Below are 19,760 nucleotides of genomic sequence, written 5' to 3'. Positions count from 1 at the left end.
GGACCGCCCGCGCGGCGACGCCGCCCCGTCGGAGCGACCGGCCCGAACACGTCGCCCTCCTCGTTCTGGCGGCGCTGGCGATCCTCGCCTGCGTCCTCTTCCTGACGCTCGGGGCGCGCGGCAACTGGTCGTTCGTGCTGCCGTTCCGCGGCGCCAAGCTGGCGGCGATGCTGCTCGTCGCCCACGCCATCGCCACGTCCACCGTTGTGTTCCAGACGATCGCCGGCAACCGCATCCTGACGCCATCGATCATGGGGTTCGACGCCCTCTACCGGCTGATCCAGACGCTGCTCGTGTTCCTGACCGGTGCGGCCACCACGGCGGCGATCGCTCCCGCCGCGCTGTTCGCCGGCGAGCTCCTGGTCATGGTGCTGTTCGCCTGCGGCCTCTACGGCACGCTGATCGGCGCCGGCACGCGCGACATCCACCGGCTGCTCCTGATCGGCGTCGTTCTGGGCATCCTGTTCCATTCCACCGCTGGTCTCATGCAGCGGCTGATCGACCCGAACGATTTCGTCGTCCTGCAGGACCGGCTCTTCGCCAGCTTCAACACCATCGAGACCGATCTTCTGGGCATCGCCGCCGTGCTGATCGGCGGCGCCAGCCTCGCTTTGTGGCGCATGACCGCGACGCTCGACGTCCTGTCGCTTGGCCGCGACCGCGCCATCTCGCTGGGCATCGCCCATCGCCGCGCCGTCATGCTGGTCCTTGCCACGGTGGCCGTGCTGGTATCGGTCTCAACGGCACTGGTCGGTCCGGTCACCTTCTTCGGCCTGCTCGTCGCCAGCCTGGCGGTCAGCCTCGTCGGCGCGCGCAGCCACCGCCTGACCATGACGGCGGCCTCGCTGATCGCGATCATCTGCCTCGTCGGCGGCCAGACGCTGCTCGAACACGTCCTGCATTTCGACACGGCGCTGGGAATCGTCGTCGAGTTCGCCGGCGGCCTCGTCTTCCTCGCCCTCATCCTGAAAAAAGGCATCGCATGATCGAGGCCGAGCACCTGACCAAGCGCTACGATCGCGCCCTGGTGGTCGATGGCGTCAGCCTGTCGCTTCCGGCGGGCGGGGTGACGGCGATCATCGGACCGAACGGCGCCGGCAAGTCGACGCTCCTGTCGATGATCGCGCGGCTCCTGCCGATGGATGGCGGCCGCGTCCTCGTGGACGGCCTCGACGTCACCCGCACCAAGGGCGACGAACTCGCCAAGCGGCTGGCCATCCTGCGGCAGGAGAACGGGCTGTCGGTGCGGCTGACCGTGCGCGATCTCGTCGGTTTCGGCCGCTTTCCCCATTCGAAGGGCCGGATGAGGGCGGCCGACCACGCCAAGGTGGCCGAGGCCATCGCCTATCTCGATTTGTCGGATCTGGCCGAGCGCTATCTCGACGAACTCAGCGGTGGCCAGCGCCAGCGGGCCTTCGTCGCCATGGTGCTGGCGCAGGACACCGGCACCATCCTCCTCGACGAGCCGCTGAACAATCTCGACATCCGCCATGCGGTGGCGATGATGCGGCTGATCCGCCGCGCCGCGGACGAACTGGGCAAGACGATCGTCGTCGTCCTGCACGACATCAATTTCGCCAGCGCCTATGCCGACCGCATCGTCGCCATGTGCGACGGAAAGGTCGCCCATGAGGGTCCCGTCGCGGCGGTAATCACCGAAGAGGTGGTCGAGGCGGTGTTCGGCCTGCCGGTGATGATCCGCGAGATCGAGGGCCAGCGCACCTGCCTGTTCCGGCGCTGAGATGACGCCGGCCGAAACGACGACGGCCCGCCATCTAAAAGGATGGCAGGCCGCGCGTTCGGTGACGAGACAGGCTTGTCCCGGCGTGCTGGCTGGCTGACGCTCAGGCGCCCTTCTGCCAGGCGAATTTCTGGAACGGCTTGTCGACCGGCGTCTGCGCCAGATGGTTGGTGTAGTTCGACATCACCTTCTGCGAATAGCCGAGCACCACTTCGAGAATGTTGCGCCTGGTGAAGCCGGCATCGAGGAACGCCTGCACCTTCGCGTCATCGACATTGCCGCGATCGCGCACCACGCTGAGGGTGAAGTCGCGCAGCGCCTCGAGCCGGGCGTTGGGCAGCGGGGTCTCGTTGCGCAGCGCCTCGGTGATGGCGTCGTCGACGCCCATCGCCTTGGCGATGCCGGTATGGGCCGGGACGCAGTAATGGCAGTTGTTCTCGACGTTCACCGTCTGCCAGACGACGGTGGTCTCGTCCTTGTCGAAGCTGGAGTTCAGGAACAGCTCGTGGACCTGCTGATAGGCGTCCAGCAGTCCCGGGGCCTCGGCCATGACCGCATGCAGGCCCGGGACCATCCCGAAGGCCTTCTGGGACTTGGCGAGCAGCGGCTTGCTGTCGTCCGGCGCGGTGGTTTCGTCGTGCAGGGTAAAGTCGGTCATGATCGCTTCCTGATGTCGGTGCCGGACGGAGGTCCGGAATGTCTGCGGGTCCGTGGGGACGGTCCGTGTTCCGGCCGCCGTTCGATGAGCGGGAAGCTAATCATCTTGAGCGATCGCTCAAGTAGCGAATTGAGCAATCACTCAAACTTGAAAGTCGAGGGGCCCGGCGGTACAGACAGGCTGCCTTGCGCGACCTACATTGGACGACATGAAACGCAGCCGCCCCAACGCCCGGCCCTACGACCGCGACGCCGCCCTCGATGCCGCCCTCCGACTGTTCTGGGCGAAGGGCTATCACGCGACGTCGCTGAAGGATCTGGAAGCCGCGCTGACGATGAAGCCCGGCAGCATCTATGCCGCCTTCCAGAGCAAGGAGGCGTTGTTCCTGGCGGCGCTGGAGCGCTATTTCCTGCGCAACCGCGCCGGCCTCGCCGCGCGGCTGGCGGCGGCGCCGACGCCGATCGCCGGCCTGACCGACTATCTGCGCGCGCTGGGGCGCGGCGAACTCGGCGAGGACCCGGTCCATGCCTGCATGCTGGTCAAGACGCTGCTCGACGCAACGCCCAACGATCCGGCGATCGCCAATGCGGCGCGGCACTATCTCGACCTGATGCGGGCCGAGATCGCCGCCGCCTTCGAACGCGCCAGGACGGCCGGCGAGATCCCGGACGATGCCGATGCCGAGCGGCTGGCGACGCGATTCCAGTCCGATGTCACCGCCCTGCGCATCGAGGCGCATCGCGGCACCGACCGGGCGGCGCTGGCGCATCTGGCCGACGGCATGGCGGCGGATATCGCCCGCCAATGTCAGCCGGCCTGACCGGCGGACGCCGCGACACTCCTTTCAAACCCGACCCGCAACGACAGATTGGCAATCGACATGACAGACGGTCTGCAGGCGATCTATTTCGCCGACCCCATGTGCTCCTGGTGCTGGGGCTTCGCACCGACCATCGAGACGATCCGCAAGACCTATGGCGACGCCCTGCCGGTCCGGGTGGTGATGGGCGGCCTGAGGCCGGGCACCGAAGAGCCGATGACGGCGCAGTCCAAGGCGGAAATCCGCAATCACTGGCAGCATGTGCACGAGCGCTCGGGCCAGGCCTTCGACTTCGATTTCTTCGAGCGGGACGGCTTCGTCTACGACACCGATCCGGCCGCGCGGGCCGTGGTGGCGGTCCGGGCCGAGAACCCAGAGCTGGAACTGCCCTTCCTCGAGCGCGTCCAGCGCGCCTTCTACGCCGAGAACCGCGACGTCACCCAGGCGGAGATCTTGGCCGACCTCGCCGAGGAGATGGGTCTGGAGCGCGAGCCGTTCCTGATGCGGCTTGAGTCCGAGGCGGTGCGCGATGCCACACGCCTCGACTACGCCACCTCGCGCAATGCCGGTGTGCAGGGCTTCCCGACACTGGTCGTCGGACCGAATGCCGAAGGCACCTACACGATGCTGACCCATGGCTATCGCGGGGCGGACAAGCTGATGCCGCTGGTGGCGAAGGTGCTGGAAGCGCACGGCGCCAGCTAATTCTTCTCTTTGCAGGAAACCCGGCGGCCATACAGAGCCGCCGGGTGTGCATCGGTGTTCCGCGCTATTTCGCGGCGGGCGCGATCTTGTCCTGCGTCTTCGTATCGAAGTCGGACGCGTCATGGCGCTCGTGGAGCTGGCTCGACGGCTCGCCCATCACGCGGTTGACCATCCGGCCGCGCTTGACTGCCGGGCGGGCATAGACCGCCTCGGTCCAGCGCTGCACGTTCTTGTAGTCCTGCACCTGCAGGAACTCGCCCGCATCGTAGAGCAGACCCTTGGCCAGCGCCCCGTACCAGGGCCAGATCGCCATGTCGGCGATGGTGTATTCGGGCCCGGCGACGAACTCGTTGTCGGCCAGCCGGCGATCGAGCACGTCGAGCTGGCGCTTCACTTCCATGGCGTAGCGATTGATCGGGTATTCGTACTTGACCGGCGCATAGGCATAGAAATGCCCGAAGCCGCCGCCCAGGAACGGCGCCGAGCCCATCTGCCACTGCAGCCAGGACAGGCACTCGGCCCGCGCGGCCGGGCTGGTGGGCAGGAAAGCGCCGAACTTCTCGGCCAGATAGATGAGGATCGCACCGGATTCGAACACCCGGATCGGCTCCGGTCCGCTGCGGTCGTTGAGTGCCGGGATCTTGGAGTTCGGGTTGATCTCGACGAAGCCGCTGGAGAACTGGTCGCCCTCGCCGATCTGGATCAGCCAGGCGTCGTATTCGGCGCCGCTGTAGCCGGCGGCCAGAAGCTCTTCCAGCATGACCGTGACCTTGACGCCGTTCGGCGTGGCCAGGGAATAGAGCTGCAGCGGATGCTTGCCGACCGGCAGCTCCTTGTCATGGGTCGGGCCGGCAATGGGGCGGTTGATGCTGGCGAACTTGCCGCCGCTTTCCTTGTCCCAGGTCCAGACGGCGGGCGGCGTGTAGTCGGCATTGTCGGTCATCGACATCTCCATTTTCGAATTTTTGCGGGTGAAGGGCGACCGGGTCCGGTGGCTGGCGGCGAATGTCGGCCGCGCCGACGTGCCGTTTTCGGGAAAACCGCGACGGATCCCGGGAGCGGGTCCTTGCGCCTTGCAGCTCACTATAGGTGCGCGGCCGCGCGGCTCAAGCCGGCGACGCCGGCTGCGACGGCAACGGAGCGTCACCGTCGGGCAGACAGCGGCACTGCTCGCCCGCCGGCACGCGCGAACGCCCCCGCGATGGCGCCGGTCGACGCAGAAAGGGGCCGGGAAGTCTCCTCCCCGGCCCCTGTCCATGATGGGTTCTTCGATGCGGCGAGCCCTGTGCCCGCCGCCCTGGTGATCAGAACTCGATGCGGGCCGAGACGCCGAAGGAGCGGCCGGGGCTGCGCAGCGGCACGACGGTGGAGAATTCCTGGCCGTATGTGGCGCGGTCGGAATAGGTCTCGTCGAAGATGTTGTCGACCTTGGCGCGCAGCGTGACGTTGCTGAGCTGCGGCGGGACGTACTCAACGAACGCGTTGACGACCGCGTAGCTTTCCAGCGGGCGCACACCGGCCGGATCGGCGCCGTTCTTGGCCGGCGCGTCTTCCTCCAGCGCGAACTCGGCATCGGCGCCGAAGGTCAGGCCGTATTCGTCGACCCGCTGGACCAGGGCGAGGGTGAAGATCTCGCCCATCGGCACGGTGAAGTAGTTGCCGACATAGGAGTCGACACCGTTGCCGTCCATTTCGGTGGTCACGCTGGTGAAGCCGCCGCGCACATTGCCGGTGCCCCAGTCATAGCCAGCCGTCAGGTCGAAACCGGTGCTGGTGAAGTCGTGGGTCAGCGACGGGCCGCCGCGATAATCCGGCGTACGGCCGTTCTCGATGTCGGTGCGGAACAGCTGACCGTCGAGCATGAAGCCGGCATAGCGGAATTCGAAGCCCGCAAAGCCGTTGTCGCCGCGCACCGGATCGATGTCGGTGTAGATCCAGGCCGGGTTCTGGATGAAGGTCTCGGCCAGGACGATGCCGCCGAAGACGCTGGAGACGCCGGCCTTCAGGGCGAAATGGTCGGTCAGGGCATATTTCACCGAAGCGTTGCCGCTGGCGCCGGTGTTGCGCTGGTCTCCGCCGTTGGTGCCGGTGAAGACCTGGTGGTCGATACGGCCACCGAAGGAGAGCGACAGCTTGTCCGTCGGGTCGAGACGGGCCTGCGCGAAGGCGCCGATATTGTCGGCCTTCTCACCGGTCGAGTAGGTCGCGTCGTAGAAATCCGCGGTCTCGCGATAGACGTCCACACCGGCGTTCACCGATCCCATCTCGAGATGGAATTCGTTGGCGAAGGTGGCGTTGAAGCTCTCGGCCTTGGCCTCGTAGCGGGCCTTGTTGCCGCTGGGCACGCCGCCGAGCAGGATGTCTTCCTCGGTTTCCAGATCGGTCGTGCTGTAGGCGAGCGTCACCTTCGGGTCGAACCAGCCGGTGGCCTGCGTGTTCTCGTAGGAGAAGACGACGTTCTGGCGGTCGAGATCGTAGATGCGGGTATCGGGAACCGGACGGCCACCGATGATCGAGCCGATATTGGCGCGATAGGGGCGCACGCCGTCGTCGGTCACGCGCTCGTAGCTGAACTCGAAGCGATCGCCCGACAGACCCTCATAGGCCACCTTGCCGAGGCCGCTGACGAGGCCGGCGCCGGTGCCGGTCACGGTGCGGCCGTCGCCATCCTCGTAATCGTCGCCGTCGACGCGGTTCAGGAAGCCGAGCACCTCGAAGCCGTTGGAGCGGGCATAGCCGGCGCCGAGCGTGCTGAAGGTGTCGCCATTGGTCTGGAAGCCGCCCTCGACATAGCCGCCCCAGTTGCGCCCGTCGCGCAGCAGGTCGTCGACATCGACGGTCTCGTAGGCGATCGCGCCGGCCAGGGCGCCCGGACCGGCGTCGGCGGCGGCAACGCCGGCATCGACGCGGGCCGCCTTCAGGAGCCGCGGATCGATGACGTTGGTGGCGTTGTGGTGGAACAGCTTGTTGTTCTGGCGCGCGCCGTCGATCGACACGGCGAGATTGGTCTCCTCGATGCCGTGGACATAGACCTTCTGGTTGGTCGCGATGGTGCCGCCGACGGACACCGCGGGCTCGCGGCGGAAGAGGTCCTGGACCGTCTGCGGGCGGAAGGTCTCGATCTCGGTGTAGTCGACGACGGCGACGGTGTTGCCGTCCTCGATGGATTCCTCGCTGCCGCCGGAACCGGCCACGACAACTTCGCCGAGCATGACCGTTCCGGTCTCACCGGTGGCGGCGGTGGCCTGCGTATAATCGCGAGCCGGCGATTGCGCGAAAGCCGTGCCGGCCGCGAAGACACAGATGACGGGACTTACCGTCAGGAGAAGCATGCGGCGCAGCGAGGTCGTCGCCCGGTCGTCGGTCATCGATCATTTTCCTTTACTCGAACCATGGAAACACGCGCTCGGCACCGTGGCGGACAAGTTGCGTGTGAGAAGATGCGTTACGAAACATGACTCGTAGAATCAACTTTGTATATTGCCGTTGCAACCGCGACGCCGCGACTGTGGCAAAACTGCACTGACTCTGGAATCGCTTTAAGAAAGGGCCTGGAGACCGCCAGTCCGGCGCCGTCCGCTTCTCACGGGCCGCCATTGCGGCGCATTCCCGCCCTGCAATCGCCACACTGCCTTCCCGGCTGAGTTGCGGCCGAGGTCCCAGCCCGCCTCCTTCGCGGTCCGCCACTACAAAACATGATTCTTTTGTTCATGTTTATTGTCACGGGGCGGGAAGCCGGTTAGGCAACGCCACGCAATCGGGCGGCACGCGGGTGCGGTCCGGACGCTTGCCCGGAGAGGACGATGGCTCAGCGCGACAGAATGGTCGGTGACGGAACGGATTCGGACCGCCGTCCGCAATCCGGGCCCGTGCCGGTGATCGTCGCCCGTGCACCGGATGATGCCGCTCGCCCGATCGGCGCCGAATCGGTATGGCGGCGCCCGGCGGCCTATGGTCCGCGGCTTGCCCCGACCCTCGAGCCGAGCTGGACCGTGGCGGAACGCGCCGCGTTCCGTGCCTTCGCCAATTGCTATCTGCGCGAGATCGACGCCGGCCGCTTCGTCGCGCGCGACGGCCCGGCGCCCTCCTTCATCGAATGGCGACTGACGGGGCAGCGCCGGCGCCTGCGTGCCGCCCTCGCCTATCGCTCGCTCTGCGGGGCGCATGAATTCGGCCTCGTCCAGGCCGCCGATCTCGGGGACGGACGCTTCCGCTCGATCAGCTGGCTGACCGGCATCCAGCTGATGATCGCCGAGGCGAGCGAGCGCAATGGCGGCGCGCTGGCCGGCAGCGCCAACAGCGCCGCGCTGCTCTCCCGGGTGATCCAGAGCATCCGGGCGATCGACGCCAATCTGGCACGCGCCCGGACCACCGTCCCCGGCCACGATTTTCTCGCGACGGAGCAGTCGCTGGTCTATGGCCACTGGCTGCACCCGACGCCGAAGAGTATGGAGGGCATCACGCCCTGGCAGCGGGAGGTCTACGCGCCCGAAGCCGGCGGCCGCTTCCAGCTCGTCGCCTTCGCCGTCGACCGGCACCATCTCCGCGAGGACCATGCCTATGGCCCGAAACCCACCGAGATCGCCGCCAGGCTGGCCGGCGACGACCTGGCCAGGTGCGGACTGGACGACCGGGAGGCCGTCCTCCTCATGCACCCGCTGCAGGCGGAATATCTGCAGCTGTCCCCCCATGTCGCGGCGGCGCGCCGGGACGGCATCCTGCGGCCGCTGGGGCCCGTGGGGCCCGACTTCTTCGCCACCTCCTCGATGCGGACGGTCTGCTCGGCCGAGGCCGGCTACCAGCTCAAGTTCTCGCTGCCGGTACAGATCACCAATTCGGTGCGGCGCAACGGCCGGGAGGAGATGAAGGCGGGCGTCGCCATGGCGCGGTGGCTGAAGCGGCAGGGCGCCGGTGCCGTAGCCGGCGGCCTGTCGTTCCTCCCCGACCCGGCCTGGGTGACGGTGGAGCTTCCCGGCCAGACCGACACCGGTTTCGAGACCATCTACCGCGAGACCGTCGCGCCCGACGTGGAACCACCGGTGATGCTCGCGGCGCTGACGGCGGCGCCGGTGCGGCCGCGCCCGTCGATGCTGAAGGGCCTGATCGCGCGGCTCGCCGCACGTGATGGTGCGACGCCGCAGGCCACCGCGGCCCGCTGGTTCGACGCCTATCTGAAGGCCAGCGTGGAGCCGGTCGTCGGCTTCTTCGACCGCACCGGCATCGCGCTGGAGGCGCATCAGCAGAACTGCCTCTTGCGCCTCGCCGACGGCTGGCCGGTCGGCCTGGTCTATCGCGACAATCAGGGCTTCTACCTGTCGGAGGCCGAACGGCCGGCGCTTTCCGCCGACTTCCCGGAGGCGATGGGGATCGACGGGCTGTTCTTCCGCGAGGAGGAGATCGTCGGGCGCCTCACCTACTACCTCCTGGTCAACCAGGTCTTCTCGGTCATCGCCCGGCTCGGCGAGGACGGGCTTCTGCCGGAAGACGCCGCCCTCGGGCAATTGCGCCGGACCCTCTCCACGCTGGCCGGCCGCACGTCGCGCGGCGGCCGCCGCTTCTGCGACACCGCCCTTGCGGCGCCTGACCTGGTGCTCAAGGCCAATCTCGGCCTGCGGCTGGCCGATACCGACGAGCTCGCAAGCCCCACCGGCGCCGGCGTCTACACACGCTGGCCCAATCCCCTCATCGCGCCGGGCCCCACCCGGCCGCAACGGCTGGCCTCATGACACTCGTTCTCGATCTTCCCGGCCCTGACGGCGCCGCGCCCCGCGTTCTGGCGCAGCTCGTGTCGGCAGCCCTCTACGAGGGTTTGCTAACGGTCGAAGCCGAGGGCGCCCCGGGTCCCGACGGCCGCAGGACCATGCGCCTGGGCGCCGCCGGTCTCGTCATCGACGCGGAGCTCTATACCGGCGCCTTCGGCCGGCCGCGAGTCGTGCCGGGCACCGTGCGGCTGAACGGCCTGCCGGCGCCCGCCGATGCCGCGGCATCGATCATCGCGGCGCTGGTGCCCGAGCCGGTGCGCCGGACGCGCCTTCAGGACGAGTTCGCCCGCACGGCCAGCGGCCTCGCCCACGCCATTCGGGTGGCCCCCGCCAATCGCCGCGAGCTCGACTTCGCCCGGCTCGATTCGGCGATCTACGAAGGCCATCCCTACCACCCCGCCTTCCGGGGCCGGCTGGGCTTCAACGACGCCGACGACATGCGGTTCGGGCCGGAAGCCAAGGCCGGGTTCCAGCTTCGCTGGCTGCTGGTCCGCGACGACCGGCTGCACCGCAGCGGACCGGATCTGCGCGGGCCGGACGGCTGGGCCCAGCTGGCCGGGCCGGTGGTGGCCGCGATGGCGCTGGACCGCATCGGCGCGGACGCGGCGCCGCAGTGGCAGCTGATGCCGGTCCATCCCTGGCAATGGCGTGCGAAGACCTCCGCCATCGTCGCCCCGGCGATCGCGCTCGGCGAGGTCCACGACCTCGGCGTGGCCGGCGAAAGCTACCGCGCCACCCAGTCGCTGCGCACGCTGATCAATCTGGACCGTCCGGACGCGCCGCACCTCAAGCTGCCGCTGGCGGTGGTGAACACCTCCGTCGCCCGCACGCTCGACCCGCACTGGGCGCTGGCCGGTCCCGCCATCTCCGACTGGCTTGCCACGCTGGTGGCGAACGACCGCTGGCTGAGCGATGGCAATCGTCTGATCGTATTGAAGGAAACCCGGGCCCTCGTCTTCGACCGGAACGGCACCGAAGCCGAACACACCGGCGCGATCTGGCGCGACAACCCGGCCGCCAGGCTGGCGCCGGGCGAAGGGGCGGTGCCGCTCAACGCCCTCTTCGCGGTCGAGGCCGATGGCGACCCGTTCGTCGCGCCCTGGATTCGTCGCTATGGCTGCGCGGGCTTCGTCACGCAGCTGATCGAGGTGGTCGTGCGGCCGCTGTTTCACCTGCTTCTGGCCTACGGCCTGGCATCGGAAGCGCATGGCCAGAACCTGGTGCTGATCCATCGCGACGGATGGCCGGTGCGGATCGCCCTGCGCGACTTCTCCGACAATCTGGAATGGGTGCCGGACTTCCTGCGCGGCGCGCCGCCCCTGCCCGATTTTACCGCGATCGACCCGCTGTTCGCCGACCGCACGCCCAACCGCTTCTACTGGATGCAGGACGTGGAGGAGCTGCGCTGGCTGTTCACCGACGCCGTGCTGGTCTTCTCGCTCGCCGACTTCGCCTTCCTGATGGAGCGGCGCTACGGCCACACCCAGAAGGCCTTCTTCGACCAGATCCTGTGCCTCGTCACCAACCACGCCAAGGCCCTGAAGCTGGAGCACCGGGCCGACCAGCTCGGGCTGCATGCACCGACCGTGGTCACCGACCGGCTGCTCTCCGCCAAGCTCGGACACGCCGCCGAAGGCCCGCTGGTCGTTCCCAATTCCCTTGCCCGCAAGCCCTGGAAGGCCCTGGCATGATCCGTTTCGATGACCGCGACTACGATTTCGCCGCGCTGCTGGCGCTCGCCGCGCAGATGCAGCGCGACGGCCGGCTGGGGAGCACGCTGCACGGCACCCACGCCATCTGCCTGACCGATCCGGCCGAACTGATGGCGGCGTTCCTGTTGATCCGGCAGGAGGGCGGCAGCGTCATGCCGCTGCACCCGGCGACGCCGGCAACGGCGGCCCGGCGCATCGCGCTCAGCGCCTGCTGCGACACGCTGACCTTCGGCCGTGCGCCGGCCGAGGCGCTGGAGCCCGACGCCCGCCAGCCCGAATTCGGCCATCGCCTGATCCAGACCAGTTCCGGCACGACGGGCGAGCCAAAGATCATCGCCCGGACCTTCGAGGACATCGAGGCCGAGATCGAATCCTATGTCGGCTTCTTCGAGGGCGCCCACGACAAGGTGCCGGTGGTGGCCTGCCCGATCAGCCATTCCTACGGCCTGATCTGCGGCCTCCTGGCCGGTGTCGCGCGCGGCGTGACCCCGCTGGTGCTATCGCCGGACAATCCAAAATACGTCCTGTCCCGCATGGCCGAGATGGAGCGGCCCCTCCTCTACGCCGCGCCGGCCTTTCTCAACGTGGCGGCCCGCTTCCTGAAGCCGGGCGAGACCATGCATGCGGCAATGACCTCCGGCACGCTGCTGCCGGCGCCGTGGTTCGAGGCGATCCGGGCGAAGACCGGCACCCTGTTCCAGCAATATGGCTGCTCGGAAGCCGGCGTCGTCGCCGTCAGCGAGGATCTGGTTGCAGCGAACGAGATGGGCCGGCCGCTGCCCCATCACCGGGTGCAGGCCGGCACCGCAGCGGAACCGGCGGAGATCATCGTCGACACGCCCTGGGGCACGGTCGGCACCCGCGATCTCGGCCATCTGCGCGACGACGGCGTTCTCGTCTTCGACGCGCGCCTCGACGACACGATCATCGTCTCGGGCCTCAACGTCTATCCGCGCGAGGTCGAGGACGTGGTCATGGCCATGCCGGGCATCGACGACGCCGTGGTGTTCGGCTTGGACGACGCGTTTTCCGGCGGGCGCGTCGCGCTCGTCTACACCGGCGCCGACGACGTCACCGAGGCCGCCATCGCGCAATGGTGCGGCACGCAACTCGCCGGCCACCAGCGCCCGCGCGAGATGCGCCGCGCCGCCGCGATCCCGCGCGGCGGCACCGGCAAGATCAGCCGCCGCGAGATCCGCAGCCTCTACACCGAAGACCGACTCTAGAGATCATCATGGACCAGCCCGCAGCGCCCTCCCTTCTCGACACCGTCCGCAGGGTCCTCGCCGAGGAGATCCGGCATCCCGGCATGGAACGCTTCGCCCTCGCCGCCCGGCTGCGCGAGGATCTCGGGATCGATTCCGTCATCCTGATGGAGCTTCTGGTGCGGCTGGAAACCGGCCACGGCTTCGAGGTGCCGAAGACCGCGCTGGACAGCGCGCGGCTGATCACCATCGGCGATCTGCTCGCCCAGTTCGGCCCCGACCAGGCCGGCACGGATCTCGCCCCGCGACCGCGGCCGGCGATCGATCCGGCGGCCGGGCGCGCCGAGGCCCGGGCCGCGGCCGGCGTGCATGGCGAAATGCCCATGGACATCAAGGTCCATTGCTATGTGAGCTGTCTCTGCGACGGCTTGAAGCGCCGCGACGGGATCGACCACCGCCCCTTCTACGCGGCCATCCCGGATTCGCCCTTCGCCCTCGATGACCGGATGCGGATCCGCTACCACGCGGCCGGCATGACCCATGGCGATTTCCGCGACTGGTTCGCCTCGCTCTACGGCGCCACGATCACGCCGGTCGCGGATGCCGACACGCTGCTCACCGCCGCGGAGTACCCGGTCAATGGCATCGACACGATGGTGATGGTCGACCTCCACCGCCTGCCGGAGCGCGAGAACCCGTTCGACCGCGATCCCTTCCCCCATTACGCGCTGCTGGCGCCCCATGACGAGCCGGGCAAGCTGCTCATGCGGGATGTCGATTTTCGATGGGAAGGGCCGATCGCGGCCGACCGGCTGGCCGCCGCCATGGCCAGCCCGCATGTCTCGGGCGGCTTCCTGATCGACCATCGCGATAGCCGTCCACCGGAGCCGGCGGCGCTGGCCGCCTTCTTCCGGTCGGTGATCCGGCTCGACGTGAACCCCTTCGCGACCGGGCTCAGACGCGTGCTCGCCACCCATGCCGGCGCCCGCGCGACGCGGCCGCTGGCGGATCTGCCGGAGGCCGTCGCCGAACTGCCGATCCTGGTGATCCGCAAATATGCCTATGAGCATGTCATCGCCTATTTCTGGCGCACGCTCGGCCGGGACACGGCGAGCTTCGACTTCTGGGCCGACGAGATCGAGCGTCTGGTGCAGGGCTATCGCAGCGCGCATTTCGAATGCGCCAAGCTGGCCGCCGGCCAGGCCCCCGTCGACACGACGCAGCTGGAACGGCTGATCGCAGGCCTCGAAGCGCTGGAAGGAGCGATCAAGGCGGAGATCCTGCGCTGCACGAGCGAGCTCGAACAGGCGGCCTGAGTTCCTCCCGAGGGGCCCCCGCCGCGAGGGCCATTGACAGAACGGGCCGGCTCCGGCCGTCTGTCTCCGACGCCAGACCGCCAGCCTCACCGCTCCGGTCCGGCGTCGGGGGCGGCATGGGGAGACCGGCACGATGACGAGAGATTGCCAGGCACGGCCGCCCGGGCCGGCGCGCCGGTCCGCATAGGCGCGGGCATGTTCGACCTTCCGAGCCTCACGCTCACCTATCTCCTGTGCGAATGGGCGGTCCGCCTGGTGATGATCGTGGTCATTCCGCTGCGCCGGCCGCCGGAATCGGCGCGCAGCTGGCTGCTCCTGGTCCTGTTCCTGCCGATCCCGGCCCTGATCCTCTACCGCCTGATCGGCCGGGCCAGTTTTCCGGCCTGGCGCACCGCGCGCTTTGCCGCGACGGCGCCGGAACGCGCCCAGGTGGCGCGCGACCTGCCTGTCCCCGCCCACGCCCCGGACCGGCTGTCGCGGCTTGCCGAGGCGCTCGGCGGCTTTCCGGCCTGCGAGGGCAACCGGGTCGACCTCTTCACCGATTACGACGCGACGATCGACGCCATGGTGGCGGCCATCGACGGCGCCCGCACGCAGGTCCACCTCCTCACCTATATCTTCGCCGACGACCGGACCGGCACGAAGATCGCCGATGCGCTGGGCCGGGCCGTCGCCCGCGGCGTGGCCGTCCGGGTGCTGATCGATGCGCTCGGGTCACGGCCCTGGGCTGCACGCAGCCTGCCGATGCTGAACGCCCGCGGCGTCGATGCCCGGCTGGCGCTGCCGGTGCGCTTCGCAGCGCTGCGCCGAACCCGCAGCGATCTTCGCAATCACCGCAAGCTCTGCCTGATCGACGGCGAGATCGCCTTTGTCGGCTCGCAGAACATCGTCGACCGCGACTTCAAGCCGGGCATCCGCAACGACGAACTGGTCGGCCGGGTAGAAGGCCCCGCCACCGCCGCGCTGGAGGCGGTCTTCGCCGGCGACTGGTATCTGGAGACCGAGACGCGGCTCGCGCCCCTGCCTGTCGCGTCCGCCGCCGGCGATGCCGTTCTCCAGGCGATGCCGAGCGGACCGGATTTCGGCGTTCCGGGCTATGAAAGACTGCTGATCGAGCTCGTCCACGGTGCCGAACGCCGGGTCGCGATCGTGTCGCCCTACCTCATTCCCGACGAAGCGCTGCTCACCGCCCTGAAGAACGGCGTCACCCGCGGCGTGGAGATCAACCTGATCGTCTCGCAGGTCGTCGACCAGCGGCTCGTCAGCCTTGCCCAGCGATCCTATTATGACGAGCTTCTGGCAGCCGGCGTTCGCCTCTACCGCTATCGCGACCATCTGCTGCACGCCAAGAACGTCTCGATCGACGGGCGGGTCGGCGTCATCGGCTCCAGCAACACCGACGTGCGGTCCTTCATGTTGAATGCCGAGATCAGCCTGATCCTGCATGGCGAGGAGGCCAGCAATCGCCTCGACGCCGCCCAGCGCCACTACATCGCGCACAGCGACCCGCTGACGCTGGAGGACTGGCGGGCGCGCCCGCGCGGCACGCGGCTTCTGGAAAACCTCGCCCGGCTGGTCAGCCCGCTCCTGTAACGACACCCCCCGATGCGGCGCTCCGGCCCGTGCGGCGCCCGGCGCTACGCGGTGGCCGCGACATCCTCTTCGGCGACCGCGTCGCCCCAGGGCGAGACGATCTCGGTGGCGCCCCAGTTGGTCGCCCCCTGCCGCGCCACGCCGGAGGGACAGGCGAAGGCATAGGGAAAGACCGTCCGCGGCACGGTCTCGACCCGGTGGGCTCGCCGCAGGGACGCGAGATCGGCGTCCGGGATCGCCTCGTCGGCGATCACCATATCGCCGCCCGACACGTCGATGCGCGGCGCGTGGAAGGCGGCGTCGAGGTCGCCTCCGGTCAGCATGTGGCGGGCAAGCTGGAACACGGCCGGCAGGATCTTGCGTCCGCCCGAGGCACCGAGGGCAAACCGCGTGTCTCCGCTTTCGCCGAGAATCGGGCAGACATTCATCAGGCAGCGCTTGCCGCCGGCGAGCGCGTTCGGCCCGCCCTGTTCGGGATCGAACCACATGATGCCGTTGTTCAGAAGCAGTCCGGTCGAAGGCGAGACCACCCGCGACCCGAAGACCGACAGCAGCGTCTGGGTCATCGCGACCATGTTGCCGTGCCGGTCGACGATGGAAAAATGCGTCGTCGAGCCGGGCGCGGCGGGGCTGTCGTGGTCGCCCATCCGCGCCAGGCGATCCGAATAGGCCCCGGACAGCGCATCCGCCGTCGCCGCCAGTTCGTCGCCGGGCCCGGCGAAGGATCCCGCCGCCGCGTAGCGCGCAAAGGCATCGGCCAGCGTCGGCCCCGCCGTCAGTTCCTGCGTCACGTGCAGCCGGCCACCTGGCGCCGCGAAGGGCAGCGGCGTCTGGATCTCGGCACGATAGGCCGCCAGATCCGCATAGGTCAGCGATCCGCCCTTGTCGGCGACGTCGCGGGCGAGTTCGCGGGCGACGTCGCCCTCGTGCATCTCGCGCGGCCCGTTGCGGGCGATCGCATCCAGCGTGTCGGCCATCCGGCCCATGGCCAGGCGGATATCGGTCAGCGCCGTCCAGCCGCCGACCGGCGGCCAGACCCCGTCCTCCAGGAACAGCGCCGCCGCGTCCGGATCGCGCGCCAGCGAACGCGCCGCCGAGGCGATCATCAGGCCGGCGTACCAGTCGATCTTCAGCCCCTCGCGGGCCATCGCCGCCGCCGGCTGGACGAGATCGTGCCAGGGCATGCGCCCCCAGCGGGCATGGGCGATGCCGATGCCGTCGACGACACCCGGCACCGCCACCGCCGTCGCGCCCTCGATATTGCGATCGCCGACCACCCGCTTCCAGGGAAAGAGGTCACTCGCCCGGCCTACCCCGGCCAGCGGAAACGCCGCCGGGTCGAGCCCGGCGGGCGCGCGCATGCCGTAATAAACCGCGTAGGGTTTCGCCTCGCCGGCGCGCCACACCATCATCGCGCCGCCGCCGGCCGGGCCGCTCATCCAAGGCTCCAGCACCCCCATGCCGAAGGAGACGGCGGTCGCCGCGTCGAGGGCGTCGCCGCCGGCCGCCAGAACCTGTGCGCCGAGTTCCGCGACCCGGCGATGCTGGGCCGCGACGATGCCGGTCTGCGACATCCGGGCCGGCTTGCTGACGATCTGGGAGCGGGAGAAATTGGTCATGGACGTCCCCGGATACGGGTGAGTGGTGCATGGGCAGGACGGGACGGGCGCGGTGTTGCGGCCGCGGCCGTTCGACATGCGGGCGCCGGTCAGCCGACGCCGTTGGCGGCATCGAGCAAGGGTGGGATGATCTCGGCCTCCAGCCGATCGCGGGTCCAGGCGGTGCCGCTGACCGAGCAATGGATCGCCCCGCCGGTCTGCGGGTCGCGGCCGACGGCCACGGCGACGCCGAGCTCGTTCATCTGCACCTCGTTCTCGGCGATGGAGTAGCCGGTTTCGGCCGCCGCCTCGACGAGGGCGCCGACGGCACCGCGGTCCATCACCGTCGCAGGCGTGAACCGCCGCATCGGCCATTCCTCGACGCAGCGGCGGCGGGTCTCGGCGCCGAGGCGCGACAGCATCACCCGGCCGCTTGAGGTGTTCAGGGCAGGAACCCGGCGTCCAACGATGGAGGCGCCGAAGCTCGTGCGGGCGCTGGGCAAGCGAACAATGTAGACGATGTCGGGCCCGTCGATGCGCGAGAAATTGATGGTTTCGCCCAGCGACTGGTGCAGGTCGATCAGCTTGGGCATCGCCGTATGGACCAGCTCCTGCGACCAGAAATAGGCGTTGGCGAGCTCGGTCATCCGGATCGAGGGACTGTAGCGACGGGTGGTCGGGTCCTTGTCGAGATAGCCCAGACGGGTGAAGGTGGTGACCAGACGCTGAACGCTGCTGCGGTCAAGCCCGGTCGCCTCGGCCAATTCGGTCAGGCCCATGCGCGAACGCTCGGGCGCGAAGGCCTCCAGAAGGGTCATCGCCTTGCCGAGCGAGGCAACGAAGTGGCCGTCCCTTTGAACTTCCCGGTCTGCCGGCATGCTGCGCTGCACACTATTTGATCAATTCGGAGTGTTGACTGAATCGTAGCCGTGTTCCTACGATACCACAATCCGCAAACGGTTATCGGCATGCGATAACGGGCGGAGATGTCCCGGCCCCCGAGCCCTACCCTTCGGAGACGCATTGATGTCCTTCTTCTCTGCCGCTTCCACCTTCCGACCAACCCGGGCGATCCGATCCGCCCTGCTCGCCTCAGTCGTCGCCATGACGGGCCTTGCCGGCGGCCCCGCCGCCGCCCAGGAAATTCGCGCCGTGATGCATTCGGGCATCCGCGTCCTCGACCCCGTGATCACCACGGCGCACATCACGCGCAACCACGGCTACATGATCTACGACACGCTTCTGGGCATGGACGAGAGCCTGAAGCCGCAGCCGCAGATGGCCAGCTGGGAGATCTCCGACGACAAGCTCACCTACACCTTCACCCTGCGCGACGGCCTGAAATGGCATGACGGGGAACCGGTGACGGCGGCCGACGTCGTCGCCTCGCTGAAGCGCTGGGGCGAGCGCGACGGCGGCGCCCAGATGATGTTCAAATATGTCGAGAGCCTCGAGGCCAAGGACGACAAGACCGCCGTCCTGACCCTGTCCGAGCCGTTCTCCTACGTCCTCGAACTGATCGCCAAGCCGTCGGGCCTGCCGTCCTTCATCATGCCGGAGCGCGTCGCCCAGACGCCCTCAGGCGAGGCGATCACCGACTATACCGGCTCCGGCCCGTTCACCTTCGTCGAGGCCGAGTTCGAACCCGGCGTGCGCGCCGTCTACGACAAGAACCCCGACTATGTGCCGCGCGACGAGGCGCCGAGCTGGACCGCCGGCGGCAAGGTGGTGAATGTCGACCGCGTGACCTGGGTGGTCATGCCGGACGCCCAGACCGCGGTGAACGCCATCAATGGCGGCGAGATCGACTATATCGAGCAGACGCCGACCGATCTCCTGCCGCTGCTGCAGGGCAATCCCGAGCTGACGGTGATGACCCTCGCCGATTACGGCTACCAGACCATGGGCCGGCTCAACTGGCTCTACCCGCCCTTCGACAATGTCGAGATCCGGCGTGCTGCCATGGCGGCGCTCGGCCAGGAGCCGATCCTTGCCGCGCTCGTCGGCAATCCGGAATACCAGGACACCTGCGGCTCGATGTATGGCTGCAACACGCCCTTCGCGACCGAGGCCGGCGACGAGCTGATCATGAAGGGCCCGCAGCCCGAGGTCGCCAAGAAGATGCTCGACGAGGCCGGCTATGACGGCACGCCGGTCGTCCTGATGCAGCCGACCGATGTCGGCTCCGTCGGCCCGCAGCCGGTGGTCGCCGCCCAGCTCCTGCGCCAGGCCGGCTTCACCGTCGACATGCAGCCGATGGACTGGCAGACCCTCGTGACCCGCCGCGCCAGCCAGGCCGCGCCCGCGGACGGCGGCTGGAACATGTTCTTCACCAACTGGATCATCCCGGAGGTGTGGAGCCCGCTCAACAATCCGATGCTGAACGGCGGCGGCAAGGAAGCGGCCTGGTTCGGCTGGCCGGACGATCCGAAGCTGGAGGAGCTGCGCGTCGCCTTCGCCAAGGCCGGCGACGAGGCCGAGCGCAAGAAGATCGCCGAGGACATCCAGGCTCACGCCTATGACGTCGTCAACTACATCCCGGTCGGCGAGTACCGGATCCCGACGACGATCTCCAACAAGCTGACCGATGTCATGAAGATGCCGGTTCCGGTGTTCTGGAACGTCCAGAAGACCGACTGACGCCATGCCC

15 protein-coding genes are annotated in these 19,760 nt (G+C 68.6%); 10 read left to right on the top strand and 5 right to left on the bottom strand.

Features of this window, described 5'->3' with window-relative positions:
* The first annotated feature begins 65 nt into the window (after positions 1 to 65).
* Together H536_RS0109120 and H536_RS0109115 are read left to right on the top strand one after the other, a co-directional pair.
* A complete protein-coding gene (locus H536_RS0109120) occupies positions 66 to 986 on the top strand; it encodes an iron chelate uptake ABC transporter family permease subunit (RefSeq protein ID WP_051141565.1) in 921 nt (306 codons plus the stop codon).
* Complete coding sequence (locus H536_RS0109115; RefSeq protein WP_024350180.1) at positions 983 to 1,741, top strand: iron ABC transporter ATP-binding protein; 759 nt, start codon at positions 983 to 985, stop codon at positions 1,739 to 1,741. Before H536_RS0109120 ends, H536_RS0109115 begins: the two co-directional genes overlap by 4 nt.
* Positions 1,742 to 1,844: 103 nt before the next feature.
* Here the strand turns inward: H536_RS0109115 and H536_RS0109110 are convergent, their stop codons facing one another.
* Positions 1,845 to 2,399 (bottom strand): carboxymuconolactone decarboxylase family protein, encoded by a 555-nt coding sequence (locus tag H536_RS0109110; RefSeq protein WP_024350179.1) that lies wholly within the window; start codon positions 2,397 to 2,399, stop codon positions 1,845 to 1,847.
* 208 nt (positions 2,400 to 2,607) lie between these two features.
* Here H536_RS0109110 and H536_RS0109105 point away from each other — a divergent pair, with 208 nt between their 5' ends.
* Both H536_RS0109105 and H536_RS0109100 read left to right on the top strand, forming a co-directional pair.
* A complete protein-coding gene (locus H536_RS0109105) occupies positions 2,608 to 3,219 on the top strand; it encodes a TetR/AcrR family transcriptional regulator (RefSeq protein WP_024350178.1) in 612 nt (203 codons plus the stop codon).
* A 60-nt stretch (positions 3,220 to 3,279) separates the two neighbouring features.
* Positions 3,280 to 3,924 carry a DsbA family protein gene (locus tag H536_RS0109100; protein ID WP_024350177.1) on the top strand — a complete coding sequence of 215 codons (645 nt, stop codon included), beginning with the start codon at positions 3,280 to 3,282 and terminating at the stop codon, positions 3,922 to 3,924.
* Positions 3,925 to 3,988: 64 nt separating this feature from the next.
* Here the strand turns inward: H536_RS0109100 and yghU are convergent, their stop codons facing one another.
* Positions 3,989 to 4,867, bottom strand: coding sequence for a glutathione-dependent disulfide-bond oxidoreductase (yghU, locus tag H536_RS0109095; protein WP_024350176.1), 879 nt, complete (start codon positions 4,865 to 4,867; stop codon positions 3,989 to 3,991).
* 361 nt (positions 4,868 to 5,228) lie between these two features.
* Entirely contained in the window at positions 5,229 to 7,292 is a 2,064-nt protein-coding gene (locus H536_RS0109090; RefSeq protein WP_024350175.1) for a TonB-dependent receptor domain-containing protein, read from the bottom strand.
* Between the two features lie 435 nt (positions 7,293 to 7,727).
* On the opposite strand from H536_RS0109090, the gene H536_RS0109085 reads away from it, so the two are divergent.
* The 5 genes from H536_RS0109085 (at position 7,728) to cls (ending at position 15,512) form a co-directional block, all read left to right on the top strand.
* Positions 7,728 to 9,650, top strand: a complete 1,923-nt coding sequence (locus tag H536_RS0109085; RefSeq protein ID WP_081651880.1) for an IucA/IucC family protein — start codon at positions 7,728 to 7,730, stop codon at positions 9,648 to 9,650.
* Positions 9,647 to 11,377, top strand: a complete 1,731-nt coding sequence (locus H536_RS0109080; protein ID WP_024350173.1) for an IucA/IucC family protein — start codon at positions 9,647 to 9,649, stop codon at positions 11,375 to 11,377. The genes H536_RS0109085 and H536_RS0109080 overlap by 4 nt, the downstream gene beginning before the upstream one ends.
* Positions 11,374 to 12,624, top strand: coding sequence for an AMP-binding protein (locus tag H536_RS0109075; RefSeq protein WP_024350172.1), 1,251 nt, complete (start codon positions 11,374 to 11,376; stop codon positions 12,622 to 12,624). Before H536_RS0109080 ends, H536_RS0109075 begins: the two co-directional genes overlap by 4 nt.
* Before the next feature lie 8 nt (positions 12,625 to 12,632).
* The gene (locus tag H536_RS0109070) at positions 12,633 to 13,919 is read left to right on the top strand and encodes a DUF6005 family protein (RefSeq protein ID WP_024350171.1); all 1,287 of its coding nucleotides are present in this window, start codon (positions 12,633 to 12,635) and stop codon (positions 13,917 to 13,919) included.
* Positions 13,920 to 14,114: 195 nt separating this feature from the next.
* On the top strand, positions 14,115 to 15,512 hold the full coding sequence (gene cls, locus H536_RS0109065) for a cardiolipin synthase (protein ID WP_024350170.1): 1,398 nt from the start codon (positions 14,115 to 14,117) through the stop codon (positions 15,510 to 15,512).
* Between the two features lie 44 nt (positions 15,513 to 15,556).
* Here cls and H536_RS0109060 read toward each other — a convergent pair whose 3' ends face one another.
* Complete coding sequence (locus tag H536_RS0109060) at positions 15,557 to 17,131, bottom strand: gamma-glutamyltransferase (RefSeq protein ID WP_024350169.1); 1,575 nt, start codon at positions 17,129 to 17,131, stop codon at positions 15,557 to 15,559.
* An 89-nt stretch (positions 17,132 to 17,220) separates the two neighbouring features.
* Positions 17,221 to 18,000 (bottom strand): IclR family transcriptional regulator, encoded by a 780-nt coding sequence (locus H536_RS0109055; protein ID WP_024350168.1) that lies wholly within the window; start codon positions 17,998 to 18,000, stop codon positions 17,221 to 17,223.
* 136 nt (positions 18,001 to 18,136) lie between these two features.
* Here H536_RS0109055 and H536_RS0109050 point away from each other — a divergent pair, with 136 nt between their 5' ends.
* Positions 18,137 to 19,750, top strand: coding sequence for an ABC transporter substrate-binding protein (locus H536_RS0109050; RefSeq protein WP_024350167.1), 1,614 nt, complete (start codon positions 18,137 to 18,139; stop codon positions 19,748 to 19,750).
* The last annotated feature ends 10 nt before the right edge of the window (positions 19,751 to 19,760 follow it).

This window comes from Aurantimonas coralicida DSM 14790 (genome assembly GCF_000421645.1).
GTDB lineage: Bacteria > Pseudomonadota > Alphaproteobacteria > Rhizobiales > Rhizobiaceae > Aurantimonas > Aurantimonas coralicida.
Note: the sequence above shows the minus strand (reverse complement) of the source record. Positions and strands in the feature narration are given on the sequence as shown.